This window comes from Acinetobacter sp. 25-47-122 (assembly GCF_056779695.1).
Window position 1 is genome coordinate 132,402 of the sequence record NZ_JBWYIJ010000005.1, and the last position, 15,459, is coordinate 147,860.

Consider the following 15,459-nt stretch of genomic DNA (forward strand, 5'->3'; position numbering starts at 1 on the left):
ATCAAAAGAGTAAGATATATAAATTAAAGCCTGATATTTTTATTGATCGCTCCAAAGCTAAAATGCTAAACGTTGTGCTGGATACCAAGTGAAAGTTGATTGATCAAAATGACCGTAGTAGACGATATGGCTTAAAGGATAGTGATACTCAGCAGATGTTCGCTTACAGTCACTATTACCTGAAACATGAGAGTGAAGTGATTATGGTGTATCCATACCGAGCAGGGAAGTTTGATCAACCTTTGGATGATTTTTGCTTTAGACATACTCAGGGTGCAAAGCTTCGAGTAGTGCCTTTTAATGTAGATGATCCCAAAAACTTCAAAATTATTTAGTTTTTTAATTTTTGAGCTTAGTCCCATATTCGGGACTTAAATCTACTTTTAAGATAGATCGGTCCCAATTTAGGTACTTATCGTAAGGCATAAATAGGCATGTATTTATAGGTAATGTGGTTTTATTTAGTTCTTTTTGTCTTTATAAAACCTGTTTTGAAAATGGTAGACAATAGTTCTAGGATTTATATTTAGGATTATAGGCAGTTATCCCTCCCCCCTTAAAACTCAATTAAATATGGAAGTATTACCTAGATCAGTAGCATAAATTTAATCATATTTATCAAGATACTAATTTTCTAAATAAATATCTAATTAATTATTATATCACTCATTTAACTGAAAAAGGCTAGATCAGATCTAAAGTTTGGTGCACATAGTGCACATAAATACCAACTATTATTGTCTGACTATAAGAGGATTTGCCATGATGGCGCAGTAAATCTTGTATCCAGGACGGAACTATGACTGCGTATTTACATTGCATGTCACATACCCCTTTGGTTGGGATAGTTGATCCAGCCCAAAGAATTTTAGATGCAATCCAACATGCTGAAGCTAATATTCGTCAGCAGATTCAAGCTTTCGATCCAGAGCTCGTTATTTTACTCGGTCCAGACCATTACAATGGTTTTTTCTATGATGTGATGCCACAGTTCTGTATTGGCATGCAAGCTCGTGCAATTGGTGATTTTAATACCGCAGCAGGTGAACTTAGTGTACCTCAAGCTGATGCAGAAGCTTTAGCTACCCATATGATAGAAGCGGGTTTTGATTTAGCTGTATCTTATCAGATGCAAGTCGATCATGCCTTTGCGCAACCTCTTGAAACCAATTTCAGCTCACTGACTTCGGTACAAGTCATTCCTATTTTTATTAATTCAGCCGCACCACCAATGCCGACATTTAAGCGTGCAATCGAATTCGGTGAAGCACTAGGGCAGTATTTAAAAAATCAGAACAAAAGAGTATTACTGCTGGCCTCAGGTGGTTTGTCACACCAGCCGCCTGTACCTGAATTGGTCACAGCGAATAATCATATGAAAGATAGATTATTAGGTGGTGGAAAGAACCTACCGGCAGCTGAACGTCAATTGCGTACTCAGCGTGTAATTGATGCCGCTCATGCATTTATCAAAGATCAAAACTGCTTGCATCCTTTAAACCCTGAATGGGATCAGATGTTTATGAACTGTCTGATCAACAGCGATTATCAGACACTTGCCAATATGAGTAATAAAGAGGTGTCTGAGATTGCAGGAAAGTCTACACATGAAGTCAAAACTTGGGTTGTTGCTGCCAGAGCATTTCAATGTTATGGCGATTTTCAGGTGCAATCTCAGTTTTATGAACCTATTCCAGAATGGATTGCTGGTTACGGCATTCTCTCAGCCAAATTAGTTTAAGGATTCTATTCATGACATATAGCTACGAATCGACGTCGCGTTTTTTGCCTGTCCAAATTGAAGATAAAACCTATCAAGTCCATCTTAATGATATTGGACAAGGCCAAGAGACGATTGTAATGCTGCATGGTTCTGGTCCAGGTGCGAATGGTTGGAGTAACTTCAATAAAAACGTTGACCACTTTGTAAATCTGGGTTATCGAGTAGTTCTACTCGATTGTCTTGGTTGGGGTGAAAGTGACAGTATTTTATGTTCTGGCTCACGTTCTCATCTTAATGCAGAACAACTAAAGCAGGTTTTGGATCAACTCAATATTGAAAATGTGCATTTAGTCGGTAATTCAATGGGAGCACATTCGTGTACGGTCTTCACTTTATTGTATCCGGAACGAGTCAATAAATTGATTTTAATGGGTGGGGGTACAGGTGGTGTTAGTCTTTTTGCGCCAATGCCAGCTGAAGGTATCAAACAGATTCAGAAAGTGTATCGTCAACCGACGCTTGAGCATTTGAAAGACCTCATGAATGTCTTTATTTTTGATGCAAGTCAAATGACAGAAGAATTACTTCAAAGTCGCTTAAAAAACATTTTAAGTAATCAAGAACATCTCGATAACTTCCTTGGCAGTTTTAAAGTTAATTCAAAACAGTTCCCTGATGTGTCTGCTCAGCTCGATCAAATCCAACATAAAACATTGATCGTATGGGGACGTGATGACCGCTTCTTACCACTTGATATTGGTTTGCGTCTATTAAGCTTAATCAAAGATTCACAAATGCATATCTTTAACCGTTGTGGACATTGGGCACAGTGGGAGCATGCGGCAGATTTTAATGCATTGCTGACTCAATTCTTAGCGGGTGAAAAGTAATGTTAGAAAATAGTCAGAAACTTGCAGATCTTCTAGCTTCAGTTGATAAAGAGCCGATTGGTGTTGAAATCGTAAAACAGCTTTTAAGTCCAGATGCAGAAGCTGAAGCTTATACCATTCAAGCATGGAATATCCAAAAACAGCTACAACAAAATGCCATTGTGACTGGTAAGAAGATTGGTTTAACCAATCCCAAAGTACAGCAACAACTCGGCGTAGATCAGCCAGATTTTGGTGTGCTGCTTAATCATATGGATTTCTCTAAAGAGTCAGCGATTTTAGTAGAACATTTTATTCAACCTAAAATTGAAGTTGAGTTAGCTTTCCTAATTAAAAAAAATATTGAGCAGTCAATTCGAACTGTTGAAGAAATGCAGCAGTACATTTCCTATGTCATTCCATCTTTCGAAATCGTCGATAGCCGTATTCAGGACTGGAAAATTCGTTTTGTAGACACCGTTGCAGACAATGCTTCAAGTGCAGCCTATGTCCTATCAGGTGAGCGTAAAGCCATTACAGAGGTGGATTGTGCAGCTGTCAAAATGACACTTACACAAAATGGTGAACTGGTTTCACAGGGCTCAGGTTTTGAATGCTTGGGTAATCCACTCAATGCTGCAATATGGCTTGTTAACAAGATGCTGAGTTTTGGTACACCAGTACAAGCTGGAGAAATTATTTTATCAGGTGCATTAGGACCAATGGTGAATGTGAAAGCAGGAGATGAGTTTGAAACTCAAATTGATGGCTTTACACCACTGAAGGCTAAATTTATCTAATTGGATTCAAGAATGAGTAAGAAGCTAAAAGTAGCCATTATAGGTTCAGGAAATATTGGTACAGACTTGATGATCAAAGTGATCCGTCATGGTCAAAATCTTGAAATGGGGGCTTTCGTTGGGATTGATCCTAAGTCAGAAGGTTTGGCACGCGCTGAACGATTAGGTGTTAAAGCGATTTCGACGGGTGTACGAGGCCTTATTGCGGATCCTGTATTTCAGGATATAGATATTGTTTTTGATGCAACATCAGCAGCAGCGCATATTGAAAATGACAAACTGCTCCGTGAAGTAAAACCCAACATCAAAATGGTGGATTTAACACCTGCTGCGATTGGACCTTACTGTGTGCCTGTCGTAAATGGTGAAGATCACCTGCAAGTCGATAATGTCAATATGGTGACTTGTGGTGGTCAGGCGACCATTCCAATGGTACATGCAGTATCCCGCATTGCCAAAGTGCACTATGCAGAGATCATTGCATCAATTGCGAGTAAATCCGCTGGTCCTGGTACTCGTGCCAATATTGATGAATTTACGGAAACGACTTCACAAGCAATTCAAGCAGTTGGTGGGGCAGAGAAAGGTAAAGCAATCATCATTATGAATCCTGCTGAACCTCCTTTAATGATGCGTGACACTGTCTTTGTTTTATCTGAATTGGCGGATCAAGATGCAATTCGTGCATCTGTACAAGATCTGGTAGCTCAAGTTCAGGCCTATGTTCCTGGCTATCGTTTAAAACAAGATGTGCAGTTCGACATTATTCCAGTAGATCAACCTGTGCGTATTGAAGGCTTGGGCTATCGTTCAGGTTTAAAAACGTCTGTATTCCTTGAAGTTGAAGGTGCTGCAAACTTCCTTCCAGCCTATGCAGGGAACTTGGACATCATGACATCAGCAGGGTTGGCTACAGCTGAAAAGATCGCGCAAGCGATTATGGCATAAGGAGATCATCATGGATTTAAACAAGAAAATTTACATCTCAGATGTAACCTTACGTGATGGTAGCCATGCCGTACGTCATCAGTATTCATTAGAAAATGTACGTCAGATTGCACGTGAATTGGATCTGGCGAAAGTTGACTCTATTGAGGTTGCTCACGGTGACGGTCTGCAAGGTTCGAGCTTTAACTATGGTTTTGGCGCACACAGTGACATTGAATGGATTGAAGCTGTTCGCGATGTGATTTCACATTCTAAAATTGCGACCTTGCTGCTACCTGGTATTGCTACGATTCATGACCTGAAAAATGCCCATGCTGCTGGTGCTTCAATTGTACGTGTGGCAACCCATTGTACCGAAGCGGATGTATCTAAACAGCACATCGAATATGCCCGAAATTTGGGAATGGATACTGTTGGTTTCTTAATGATGAGCCATATGCAGACTCCACAAGGTTTGGCTGAACAGGCAAAACTGATGGAAAACTATGGTGCGACTTGTATCTACGTTGTGGATTCAGGTGGTGCAATGGGCATGCAGGATATTCGTGATCGTTTCCGTGCTTTAAAAGATATGTTGAATCCAGAAACTGAAACAGGTATTCACGCACATCACAACTTGTCACTTGGTGTTGCCAACTCAATCGTAGCGATTGAAGAAGGCTGTGACCGTGTTGATGCAAGCTTGGCGGGTATGGGTGCAGGTGCAGGTAACGCACCATTGGAAGCATTCATTGCTGCAGTAGATAAAATGGGTGTAAATCATGGCACTGACCTATACCGCTTAATGAATGCGGCAGATGATATTGTGCGTCCATTACAAGACCGCCCAGTGCGAGTAGATCGTGAAACTCTAGCTCTTGGCTATGCAGGTGTGTATTCAAGCTTCTTGCGTCATTCAGAAATTGCAGCACAAAAATACGGTGTGTCGACTGTCGACATTCTTCTTGAGCTAGGTAAACGACGTATGGTCGGTGGTCAGGAAGATATGATCACTGATGTCGCCTTAGATTTATTGCACCATCAATAAGATAGAAATATGTTTTTATTAATCCTATTTATATTTTATTGGAATTTATAAAAATATAAAAATCTGATTATGAATTATTTTTAATAATTTTGTATAAGATATAAATGTTGAGATATTTCTCAAATGGATTTATATAGTTAATATATTAATAATGGAATATAGATGAAAATTAAATTACTTACTTTTGCATTATGTTGTGTCACACTTAATACTTATGCAAGTGATAATCAAGTACAGGATCTAAAAAAAGAGTTAGAGGTGTTGCAATTAAAAGTACAGCAGCTTGATTCTGATTCAAAATCTAAGTCAAGTGTTACATTTAAGCCTTATGGTTTTATTCGATTTGATATGGCACATCATTTTCAAGGTTCGGATAAAATTTTTAATACGATTAATACACTCCCATTAGATACGCAAAACAATGTCAATGGAAAAACATTTTATAATTTAAATGCAAGTCGTTTGGGTCTTGATGTTCATGGAAAAGTGAATCAACAAGATGTTTTAGCAAAAATCGAAATCGATTTTCGTGGAGGATCATCCAATGATCAAGTACGTATTCGCCATGCGTATGTCAAAGTAGATAACTGGTTATTCGGTCAGACCACATCACCTTTCGTTTCTGCAGATATTTTGCCTGAAAAGCTAGACTTTATGGCCAATTTGGGTGGTGCAATTCAACGGAATCCTATGATTCAGTATCAGCATACGATTGATAAAGATATTAAGACTTGGGTCGCTTTAGAAGATGGCAGTAATACGCGCAATAAAGATGATCAAACACGTTTCCCAACACTTACTGGTAAAGTTCAAGTACGTTCAGATGATCAAAAGAGCGTATTGAGTGCACGTGCGTTGATTGGACAAAAGAAAACAAGTACAGATGAAGATATCGCTTGGGGTATCGGTCTTGGTGGTGTTTACCAAATTGATAACAAAAACAAGTTACATGCTGATTATTACCATGTCAAAGGTGATAGTAAATATGTGCTATTTGCTAATGATGCTTACGCGATTGATGGCAAAGATGAAATTATAGCCAATGAATTTGATTCTATTGCTTTAGGTTTGACTCACACATGGAATAGTCAATGGCGCTCGACCTTAGGTTTAGGTGCCATGCTTGCTCATGATGGTACTTATGCTGATTTATCACCGAGCGCCAATGAATCACTCTATCAGGGGTGGATCAATCTAATGTACAACCCTACACGTACTTTAACTTATGGTCTAGAGTACGTGCACGGTGAACGCACGACATTTAGTGATCAGAAGGGAACAGATAGCCGTCTAGAAGCAATGGTGCGTTATGCTTTCTGAGGCTTATTATTTTAGATGATTGTGTTTCATCGTTCATTTTGTTTCCCTGTTTTCCCCGTTCCATGACGGGTTTTTTTTTATTATTTTTTGAAGGTGCACATGGTGCACCTTCTTTGTTGATTTCATTGAATCAGAACTCTGAGCTTTCTAGTATGAATTAACCCAGTCAAACCTGTTCTAGATCGTAGATCATGGTTAACAAGGAAGCTTACTATGAATATTAAATTAATCGAATTGCCAATACTTGGCATGGTAGATGAAAAAGAAGCAGAATTTCGAGTCAATACGGCAGCTTACCGTGGACAAGAAATCTTTGAATTAGAAATGAATAACATTTTCTATAAGACTTGGATTTATCTATGTCATGAAAGTGAAATTTCCAAAGCAAATGACTACAAGTCTACGCAAATAGGTACACGTCCAGTAGTAGTCACCCGTAGCCGTGATGGCAGTATTTCTGCTTTTTTAAATGCTTGTCCGCACCGTGGTGCAACTGTATGTCGTACTGAAAAGGGCAATACACGTGCTTTTGTTTGTCCATACCACGGCTGGTCTTTCCGTCCAAACGGTGAATTGATTGGTATTCCAGATGAACAGCGTTATCACGATTGTTTCGACAAGTCTGATAAAAATCTAAAAATGGTGCCACGTATTGCATCTTATGGCGGTTTGGTATTTGGTTCTTTCAATGAAAATGTTGAACCATTAGAAGACTTCCTAGGTGGCATTAAAGAACATATTGATATTTGGTTACAACGTACTGCAGGTTCAACTTATAAAGCATGTGCACCACACCGTTATGGCTATGATGGTAACTGGAAATTCCAAGCTGAAAACGTATATGACGGTTATCACCCAGGGTTTGTACACCGTTCAGCATTTAATACAGTAAAAAAATTTGCAGGTTCATTTGAAAATCGAGCTTTGGATCAAGCCGTACGTCAACAAGGCTATACTCGTGGATATCCTGAAGGTCACGGTACATTGGAAGCAGGTGCACCTTTAGAATCTGGTAACGTCGATCCACAAGCCCGTGCGGGCTATAACCAAAAGTTGGTTGATTTGTTCGGTGAGCAAGGTGCAGCGGATACTCTAACAAACCGCCAGTTTCTGATTTTCCCTAACCTAGTGATCTTTGACTTTAATATTCGTGTGATTCAACCGATTTCTCACGACAAAACTGAAGTGTATTCATACCCATTGATGATTGACGGCGCTCATGATTCGATCAATGCAAACCGTATGCTTGATGCACAAACACGTGTCGGTACAGCAGGGATTCTATCTGCTGATGATACTGATGTATTCAACGGTAACCAAAATGCATTGAATGCTATTGGTATGGATTGGATTACCTTAAGCCGTGGTTTAGGTAAAGAAGAAGTCAAAGAAACAGGTGAGCGTATAGGGGTTTACAGTGATGAAGCTCCTCAACGTGCATTCTGGCGCAAATGGACAGCAATGTTATCTAAATAAGGGACTGACACTGTGAAAAATGAAATTAAAGCTTTAATCCATAAAGAAGCAGCTTTACTTGACCAGACTAAACTGGATGACTGGTTAGAGCTTTATACTGAAGATGGTAGCTACTGGATTCCAATAGATGAAAACTGTGATCCATTAAAAGATTCATCCATTATTTACGATGACATAGAACGTTTGAAAATGCGCGTTGAACAGATTATGCGTCAACACCGTGTTGCTCAAGATCCAGCATCACAAACACTTCGTATGATCAGCAATATTGATATTCAGATGGCAGAAGGTGAAGAACAAGCATCTGCAACATTCGCAATGTTACTGATGGAAATGCGTTCAGGTGATTGGCGTCAACGTGGCTTGGGTAATATTAACCATTATCCAGCGCATTGTACGGCAACATTTACCAAAGTAAATGGTCAGTGGAAGATCAAAGATAAAGTGATCAAACTATTGAATCGTCATCAGCCAATTTTTGGTTTGTCTTTCCTTATGTAATTTCTATTGCTGGGCATTTTGTCCAGCATCTTTTATAGAGAATTTTTATGCTAGCGCTAAATAAAATAGCCAGCGGGATGGGGAATATCGCGCTTCAACATGTGGATGTACGCCAACCAAATCCTGGCGAAATGCTAATTAAGATTAAAGCAAGTGGTCTCTGTGGCACAGATATGAGTGTCTATAAAGGTGCTGGCACTTATGCACAGCGTATGAATTTCCCAACAACTTTAGGCCATGAAGCTGTCGGAGAAATTGTTGAATTGGGTGATCAAAACAGTGGCTTAAAAATTGGTGATTTGGTCAGTCTGGAAAGTCATATCCCATGTTGGGTATGTCCTGCATGTAAATCAGGTGACACTCACATCTGCCCAAATACACGTTATCCAGGTATCGATATTAACGGTACATTTGCTGAATATGCAACAGTCCCGAAATGTATAGCTTGGGTCAATCCACCTAACATTTCCATAGAACATGCAGCACTGCTTGAACCTTTAGGTATTGCGGTCAATGCCACGCTAGAAGGTAAAGGTGTCGCGGGTAAAACAGTAGTCGTTAATGGCTGTGGTCCGATCGGCTTAATGAATATTGCAGTTGCCAAGCACTTTGGTGCATCTAAAGTCATAGCAGTAGACACTAATGACTATCGTCTACAAGTCGCTCAGGATATGGGTGCGGATGACGTAGTCAATCCTCTCAAATTTAATGCTGTAGCCACTGTAAAAGCTTTAACTCAGGGTTTGGGTGCTCAAGTGGTATTTGAATATACCGGCAGTGTTGAAGGAGCTAAAAATGCCTTTCAATTCCTTGCCATTGGTGCAGAGCTGAAATGGTGTGCGACTCCAAATCAAGCTTTTGAATTTGATTTCGGCATCTGGCGCAAATCACGTCCGACCATTTACAACATACATGGCCGAAAAATCTGGAGTACATGGCAAGTTGCATCCCAATTGGTCTATGACAAAAAAATTAATCTGGATCCTGTGATTAGTCACCGTCTTGAACTCAAGGATGCGGCTCGTGCATTTGAGCTGGTGTTGGCAGGTGAAGCAATTAAACCTGTAATTATTTGTGAGTAAGGAGGATATATGGAACACAATATCCTATTGAGAGTTGCAACAATCAAGGATGTAGCACAAGACATTCGTGAGGTTGAATTTGTTTCAGCTGATACAAATTTTGATTTACCAAAATTTGAAGCTGGAGCACATATTGAGATTAAACTAAAAGAAGATCTTTACCGTAGTTATTCATTAGCGAATGATTGCAATGAAGCACATCGTTATGTGGTTGCAGTCCATCTCTCTCCTGAAAGTAAAGGTGGTTCATCTTATATCCACCAATCGCTGAAAGAAGGAGATTTAATTTATTCAACTGCACCACGTAATAACTTTCCATTAGATGAGAGCACCGACAATTACGTTCTGATTGCTGGTGGTATTGGTATTACTCCAATTTTAGCTATGGCTTATCGTTTGAATGCTCTAGGTAAAGTTTGGACTATACATTACTGTGCCCGTACGCGTCAGCATGCAGCATATCAAGGCCAACTTGCTGAATTGTCAGATAAATCTGGAAATAAAGTGCATTATTACTTTGACCATGAAGCAGATGGTCAGAGTTTGAATTTAGCTGATTTGGCCCAAAGCACTGAAGCTGAATCACATTTCTACTGCTGTGGTCCAAAAGGCATGCTAAATGCTTTTGAGGCAGCAACTGAACATCGGAAAGATACTGCGCATTTAGAGTACTTCTCTGCAAAAGAAGAAGCTGCTCTATATGGTGGTTATGAAATCGAATTAGCTAAATCTAATTTGATTTTAAAAGTTCCAGCAGGAAAATCCATTCTGGATGTTGTGTTTGAAGCTGGAATTTCTGTGCCATCTTCATGTAGGGAAGGAATTTGCGGGAGCTGTGAAACAGCAATTTTATGCGGTGAAGCAGACCATCGTGATGCACTTTTATCAGATGAAGAAAAAGAAAGCAATGAGACCATGATGATCTGTTGTTCAGGAGCAAAATCTAAGAAATTAGTGCTCGATTTATAAAGCCACCCAGGAAATTGATATGTCTCAAGTTACCAGTGAAACACCGTATAAGACCTGCCAAACGTTAGAGCGCGGTTTAGAGCTTATCCAATGCTTTAATGGTATGGATGCTACAGCTTGTCGTATTTCCGACTTAAGTAAATTAACTGGTATACATCGAACAACTGTAAAGCGATTACTTGAGACTTTAAGACTTAGTGGTTTTGTTCAGTATGATGCACTCACTGGGTTATATAGCTTGACTCATCAAGTGAAAAGTCTCAGTTGTGGTTATCGTGATTCGGTTGAAATTGTTGAGTTGGCTTATCCAATTTTAAAAGAAATTTCAAAAAACATTGCATGGCCATGTTCAATCTTACTCTTTGATAAATCTGAAATGGTAGTACGTAACAGCACACGTGCTTATAGTCACTTATCTTTTCACTCTGCTTTACCAGGACGGAGGATGCCAATTTTATGTACGGCAGCAGGTCACGCTTACTTTTCATATATGACGCCAACAGAACAAGACTTAGTCTTAGAGCTACTGATTGACAAGGATGATGAATATTCAAAATTAGCATCTAATCGTGAGTATATTAATCAAATTGTGAAGGAAACAAGGCAACGTGGATATGGCTTAAATAATGGTGCATGGAAAGATGAACCCAAATTTGGTGCTATCGCTGTTCCAATTCTAAAGGATGGAAAGGTGATAGCATGTATTAACTGTATTTATTTAATAACTGCTGTAAAAAGACTGAATAATCTTAAATTGTTGATTCAACGAATGAAATTAGGAAAACAAGAAATAGAGGAATTAATAAGGTAATTAATAATTGTTTTTTTAAGAGTAAGTGTTATTGAATAAACTTATTACTCACGATTATTTATTAATTAGTTTGATAAATCGAATTTTTTTATGGGTGTATTTTGTTGATGAAATAGATTTATTTTGTTGGGGTGTTTACTCTAATGTTGGGATTAAATAAACATTTATAATTAAAAGATATTAATTAATATATTTAATAATTAAATGGTTAATTTATAAATATTATGTAATGGATTTATTGGAAAATCACTCATTATTAAGTTAATGAATCGCATAAGGATTAATCGGATTAAACCTTAATACTCATTGATGAGTTATAATAGGAAATGTAGATATGGATATAGCTGAGAGCTCAAAAAAAATTGTGAGTGCAATGGATCGTAAAGTAACTTTGCGTCTTATGCCTCTTCTATTAGTTTGTTATGTATTTGCAAATTTAGATCGTATTAATATTGGCTTTGCAAAAATGCAAATGTCTATAGACCTTGGTTTCTCTGATACGATGTACGGATTAGGTGCAGGCTTATTCTTTGTTGCATACGCATTATTTGGTTTACCAAGTAATATGGCACTTGACAAGTTTGGTGCTAAACGATGGATTTGTACCATCATGGTTCTATGGGGCCTATTGTCCGCTGGTATGTTCATGGTTAAAACCGAAGAACAATTTTATGCCGTGCGCTTCTTGCTAGGTGCTGCTGAAGCAGGCTTTTTTCCAGGGATCATGCTTTATATTACACGTTGGTTCCCTCGTCGTCGTCGTGCAACGATGACAGCATGGTTCGCTTTAGCTGTGCCAATTGCAGGTATTTTAGGTGGTCCTGTATCTGGATTAATCATTGACGGTATGAACAGTATTGGTGGTCTTCGAGGCTGGCAGTGGATGTTTATATTAGAAGGTATTCCTGTGGTGTTCCTTGCACTACTTGTATTAAAATATCTTCCAGACACAATTCAAGGTGCAACATTTTTAACAGAAGCTGAAAAGAAAATCTTATCGGATGAATTAAACTCTGAAGAGAAAGCGAAAACTGAAACTGCAACGTCATTTATGGGTATTTTCTTTAATAAATACGTATGGATCTTGGTGATTGTTTACTTTGCTGTACGTCTAAGTGTGAATACCTTGTCTTACTGGATGCCGACATTCATTCATGGAGCAGGCGTTTCAAGTAATACAGCAGTTGGTTTCTTAAGTGCTGCACCATATGTATTTGGTCTGTTATTCATGTTGTTTATTGGATACTCATCAGACCGTACGGGTGAGCGTCGTATGCATTTATTCATCTGTATGTTAATGAGTGCAGTTGGTTTGGCATTAGCAGGTGTAATGTCAAGCAGTATTGTTGCAGTGATTATCGGTTTAAGTATTGCTTGTATGGGGGCAAATGCTGCTCTTCCACTATACTGGCAGTTCCCACCAGCATTCCTGTCTGCTGCAACACTGTCAGCTGGTCTTGCTATTATCAGTTCATTCGGTTCAGTGGCATCATTTGCTGCGCCTTATATGATTGGTTGGATGCGTGACAACATCGCAGATCCGGGTATGGCACTTTACATTATTTCATTCATGATCATCGTAGGTGCATTCATTGTATTGTCTGTGCCTGCAAAACAAGTCAACAAGATTATCTCTAAATCTAATGAAACAGCACCTGCTGGTAAGACATCTCCAGCAGGCTAAGGGTTTACTTTGATTGAATGAACACTCCAGCATTCGTGTTGGAGTGTTTTTATTATTTGCATATGTCGAAAATAAAGAGTGAAAATGAGCAAGGACGGCCCACAAAAACAACATCTATCAACAGCTATTGTATTGCTTATGGCAATTGCTTGTGGCTTATGTACAGGTAGTAATTATTATAACCAGCCTCTATTGGGTTCGATTGCTGCTGAATTTCAAGTTAGTTTACCCACTGCTGCATATTTAAGTTTTACTGCGCAAATAATGTATACCCTGGGTTTGCTGCTATTGGTGCCTTTAGGAGATATGTTTGAAAAGAAAAAAACTATTGTAGTCTTTATGATGTTGGCGGCTCTAGGGCAGTTAATTTGTGCCTTTTCACCTACGATCGGTATCATGTTCTTTGGTACTGCAATGAGTAGCCTATTTTCTATCGCAGCTCAAGTTTTGATTCCATTTTCAACAACATTAGGTGATCCCAAACGTAGTGCGCAGATTGTAGGAACACTCATGAGTGGACTGTTGATGGGGATTTTACTGGCGAGAACGGTTGCAGGTTTTACTTCAACGATTATGAGTTGGCATGCAATCTATTATTTAAGTGGTTTTCTACTTATCGTTGTAGCTGTCTGTATTGCACTGAAATTGCCGAGTTCCCGTAGCCCAAAAATTGTCTATGCCGATATTTTAGGGTCCATGTTTCAGCTATTAAAAACGCATCGTATATTGCAAAAACGGGCAATTTTAGGAGGAATTTGTTTTGCTGCAGTAAGTATTGTATTTACGACCATGGCTTTATTGCTCTCTGAACAGCCTTACCAATTCAGTGATTTTCAAATTGGTTTAGTTGGCTTAGTAGGAATCACGGGTGTGGTGATGGGACCATGGGTAGGCAAACAATTTCAAAAAGGAAATGAAGCAAAGCTCACCACAGTTTCCTTGTATTTGCTGCTGATCAGCTGGCTGATTTTAAGTGCTGCTAAATCACATTTATTGGTGTATTTACTGGGTTTAGTCGTGATCTATGTATCACTCACCATCCTACATATTTTAAACCAAAATGTTGTCTATGCGATTGATCCGAATGCACGTTCACGTCTGAACTCAATTTATATGACTATTTATTTTTCTGGTGCTGCAATGGGCTCTTTTGTTGCTGCATGGATGTGGGAAGATTATGGATGGCAAGGGTGTTGTATCTTTGGCATTGCAATGGCTTTGCTCAGTATCGTTGTACATAAATGTTGGACTGTAAAAGTTGGTGGTCAATCTCAGGCGTTGGTTGAAGATTGATTCATCTTATGGCAGTGTTGGATAAAAGCTTGTAGTACCGGGGACAAGCTTTTTTCTTTGATATGAAACAAAGAAATTTCGCGAAAAATCTTGTTTTCAAAGCTTTTATTAACTAAAAAATTTGATTTATGTACGACGGATGAACGAGGCACAAGGCCTACGCCTAAACCAGATTGAACCAGGGCAATGAGTGTACTAATCAGTGATACTTCTTTGTAAATTTTTGGTTTTGAATCCAGAGTAATTTCCTGAAATTTTTGTTCAATCTTATGTCGTATACCATAACCACGTTTGGTTAAAATCAATTGTTCTTGGCTTAAGTCATACCAGTCATTTAATGGAGTATTCAGCTGAAAATCAGGCTGGAAAATCGCAACAATCTCATCTCGAAAAATACAATAAGACTGAAGAAAGGGCATATCTTTTTCTAACAGTCCTAAACATAGATCAGCTTTTTCATTAAGTAATGTGCTCACTAACTCTAAGGGTTCACATTCAATAATATCAATTTCAATCTCAGGATATTTCTGAATAAAACCTTGTAGGATATTTCCTAATAGATCTTGGGTGCTGTTTGGTGTTACTGCTAACCTGATTAAACCTGTATTTAAGTGATTCAAATCTTTAATCACATCCTGCATGTCATTTAATTCTGTTAATGCCCGTTTAATAAAGGGCAAAATGAGGTCTGCAGCTTCTGTGGGTTTCAAAGTACGTGTGGCGCGATCAAAAAGTTGGATATTTAATTTCTGTTCTAACTCTCGGATTAGCACCGTTACAGCTGGTTGGGTCAGTGAGAGCTCTTCTGCAGCAGCAGACATATGTCCATATTTATAGACTGTGATAAAGGCCAACATTTGTCGCACAGATGGTAACTCTTTGAGCCATAATTTTTTTTTATCAATCTGCATAATTTTTTCATTTCCCTATACATGCAGGATTTAGTTGAATAATAA

15 protein-coding genes are annotated in these 15,459 nt (G+C 38.7%); 14 read left to right on the forward strand and 1 reads right to left on the reverse strand.

The genetic code is table 11. The features are described 5' to 3' along the window. Positions 1-95: 95 nt before the first annotated feature. From AC1M9P_RS06325 to AC1M9P_RS06390, 14 genes are all read left to right on the forward strand, one after another. A complete protein-coding gene (locus AC1M9P_RS06325; protein ID WP_481587044.1) occupies positions 96-335 on the forward strand; it encodes a hypothetical protein in 240 nt (79 codons plus the stop codon). Positions 336-799: 464 nt separating this feature from the next. Continuing rightward, a complete protein-coding gene (locus tag AC1M9P_RS06330) occupies positions 800-1,741 on the forward strand; it encodes a 3-carboxyethylcatechol 2,3-dioxygenase (protein WP_481587045.1) in 942 nt (313 codons plus the stop codon). Positions 1,742-1,752: 11 nt separating this feature from the next. Then, complete coding sequence (locus tag AC1M9P_RS06335; protein WP_481587046.1) at positions 1,753-2,613, forward strand: alpha/beta fold hydrolase; 861 nt, start codon at positions 1,753-1,755, stop codon at positions 2,611-2,613. Beyond that, entirely contained in the window at positions 2,613-3,392 is a 780-nt protein-coding gene (locus AC1M9P_RS06340; protein ID WP_481587047.1) for a 2-keto-4-pentenoate hydratase, read from the forward strand. The genes AC1M9P_RS06335 and AC1M9P_RS06340 overlap by 1 nt, the downstream gene beginning before the upstream one ends. 12 nt (positions 3,393-3,404) lie before the next feature. Continuing rightward, entirely contained in the window at positions 3,405-4,340 is a 936-nt protein-coding gene (locus tag AC1M9P_RS06345) for an acetaldehyde dehydrogenase (acetylating) (protein WP_481587048.1), read from the forward strand. 10 nt (positions 4,341-4,350) lie between these two features. Next, positions 4,351-5,367: a 4-hydroxy-2-oxovalerate aldolase gene (dmpG, locus tag AC1M9P_RS06350; protein ID WP_481587049.1), complete on the forward strand. Its 1,017-nt coding sequence runs from the start codon at positions 4,351-4,353 to the stop codon at positions 5,365-5,367. A 162-nt stretch (positions 5,368-5,529) separates the two neighbouring features. Beyond that, positions 5,530-6,687, forward strand: coding sequence for a DcaP family trimeric outer membrane transporter (locus AC1M9P_RS06355; RefSeq protein WP_481587050.1), 1,158 nt, complete (start codon positions 5,530-5,532; stop codon positions 6,685-6,687). Between the two features lie 213 nt (positions 6,688-6,900). Further along, positions 6,901-8,163 (forward strand): aromatic ring-hydroxylating oxygenase subunit alpha, encoded by a 1,263-nt coding sequence (locus AC1M9P_RS06360; protein WP_481587051.1) that lies wholly within the window; start codon positions 6,901-6,903, stop codon positions 8,161-8,163. Positions 8,164-8,175: 12 nt separating this feature from the next. Continuing rightward, a complete protein-coding gene (locus AC1M9P_RS06365; protein ID WP_481587052.1) occupies positions 8,176-8,664 on the forward strand; it encodes an aromatic-ring-hydroxylating dioxygenase subunit beta in 489 nt (162 codons plus the stop codon). Between the two features lie 47 nt (positions 8,665-8,711). Beyond that, positions 8,712-9,746: an alcohol dehydrogenase catalytic domain-containing protein gene (locus AC1M9P_RS06370; protein WP_481587053.1), complete on the forward strand. Its 1,035-nt coding sequence runs from the start codon at positions 8,712-8,714 to the stop codon at positions 9,744-9,746. Positions 9,747-9,755: 9 nt separating this feature from the next. Then, a complete protein-coding gene (locus tag AC1M9P_RS06375; RefSeq protein ID WP_481587054.1) occupies positions 9,756-10,715 on the forward strand; it encodes a PDR/VanB family oxidoreductase in 960 nt (319 codons plus the stop codon). 19 nt (positions 10,716-10,734) lie between these two features. Further along, positions 10,735-11,526 carry a helix-turn-helix domain-containing protein gene (locus AC1M9P_RS06380; protein WP_481587055.1) on the forward strand — a complete coding sequence of 264 codons (792 nt, stop codon included), beginning with the start codon at positions 10,735-10,737 and terminating at the stop codon, positions 11,524-11,526. Positions 11,527-11,860: 334 nt separating this feature from the next. After that, the gene (locus AC1M9P_RS06385) at positions 11,861-13,210 is read left to right on the forward strand and encodes an MFS transporter (RefSeq protein ID WP_481587056.1); all 1,350 of its coding nucleotides are present in this window, start codon (positions 11,861-11,863) and stop codon (positions 13,208-13,210) included. Between the two features lie 84 nt (positions 13,211-13,294). Beyond that, on the forward strand, positions 13,295-14,503 hold the full coding sequence (locus AC1M9P_RS06390) for an MFS transporter (protein WP_481587057.1): 1,209 nt from the start codon (positions 13,295-13,297) through the stop codon (positions 14,501-14,503). On the opposite strand, the gene AC1M9P_RS06395 is transcribed toward AC1M9P_RS06390, so the two are convergent. Next, on the reverse strand, positions 14,482-15,414 hold the full coding sequence (locus tag AC1M9P_RS06395) for a LysR family transcriptional regulator (protein ID WP_481587058.1): 933 nt from the start codon (positions 15,412-15,414) through the stop codon (positions 14,482-14,484). The genes AC1M9P_RS06390 and AC1M9P_RS06395 overlap by 22 nt on opposite strands. Positions 15,415-15,459: the final 45 nt, after the last annotated feature.

Bases quoted from the DNA above. Each gene is read 5' to 3' on its own strand.
- dmpG (WP_481587049.1), top strand. From the start codon at position 4,351: ATGGATTTAAACAAGAAAATTTACATCTCAGATGTAACCTTACGTGAT.
- AC1M9P_RS06380 (WP_481587055.1), top strand. From the start codon at position 10,735: ATGTCTCAAGTTACCAGTGAAACACCGTATAAGACCTGCCAAACGTTA.
- AC1M9P_RS06385 (WP_481587056.1), top strand. From the start codon at position 11,861: ATGGATATAGCTGAGAGCTCAAAAAAAATTGTGAGTGCAATGGATCGT.
- AC1M9P_RS06395 (WP_481587058.1), bottom strand. From the start codon at position 15,414: ATGCAGATTGATAAAAAAAAATTATGGCTCAAAGAGTTACCATCTGTG.
- AC1M9P_RS06330 (WP_481587045.1), top strand. From the start codon at position 800: ATGACTGCGTATTTACATTGCATGTCACATACCCCTTTGGTTGGGATA.
- AC1M9P_RS06355 (WP_481587050.1), top strand. From the start codon at position 5,530: ATGAAAATTAAATTACTTACTTTTGCATTATGTTGTGTCACACTTAAT.
- AC1M9P_RS06375 (WP_481587054.1), top strand. From the start codon at position 9,756: ATGGAACACAATATCCTATTGAGAGTTGCAACAATCAAGGATGTAGCA.
- AC1M9P_RS06340 (WP_481587047.1), top strand. From the start codon at position 2,613: ATGTTAGAAAATAGTCAGAAACTTGCAGATCTTCTAGCTTCAGTTGAT.
- AC1M9P_RS06370 (WP_481587053.1), top strand. From the start codon at position 8,712: ATGCTAGCGCTAAATAAAATAGCCAGCGGGATGGGGAATATCGCGCTT.
- AC1M9P_RS06360 (WP_481587051.1), top strand. From the start codon at position 6,901: ATGAATATTAAATTAATCGAATTGCCAATACTTGGCATGGTAGATGAA.
- AC1M9P_RS06390 (WP_481587057.1), top strand. From the start codon at position 13,295: ATGAGCAAGGACGGCCCACAAAAACAACATCTATCAACAGCTATTGTA.
- AC1M9P_RS06335 (WP_481587046.1), top strand. From the start codon at position 1,753: ATGACATATAGCTACGAATCGACGTCGCGTTTTTTGCCTGTCCAAATT.
- AC1M9P_RS06345 (WP_481587048.1), top strand. From the start codon at position 3,405: ATGAGTAAGAAGCTAAAAGTAGCCATTATAGGTTCAGGAAATATTGGT.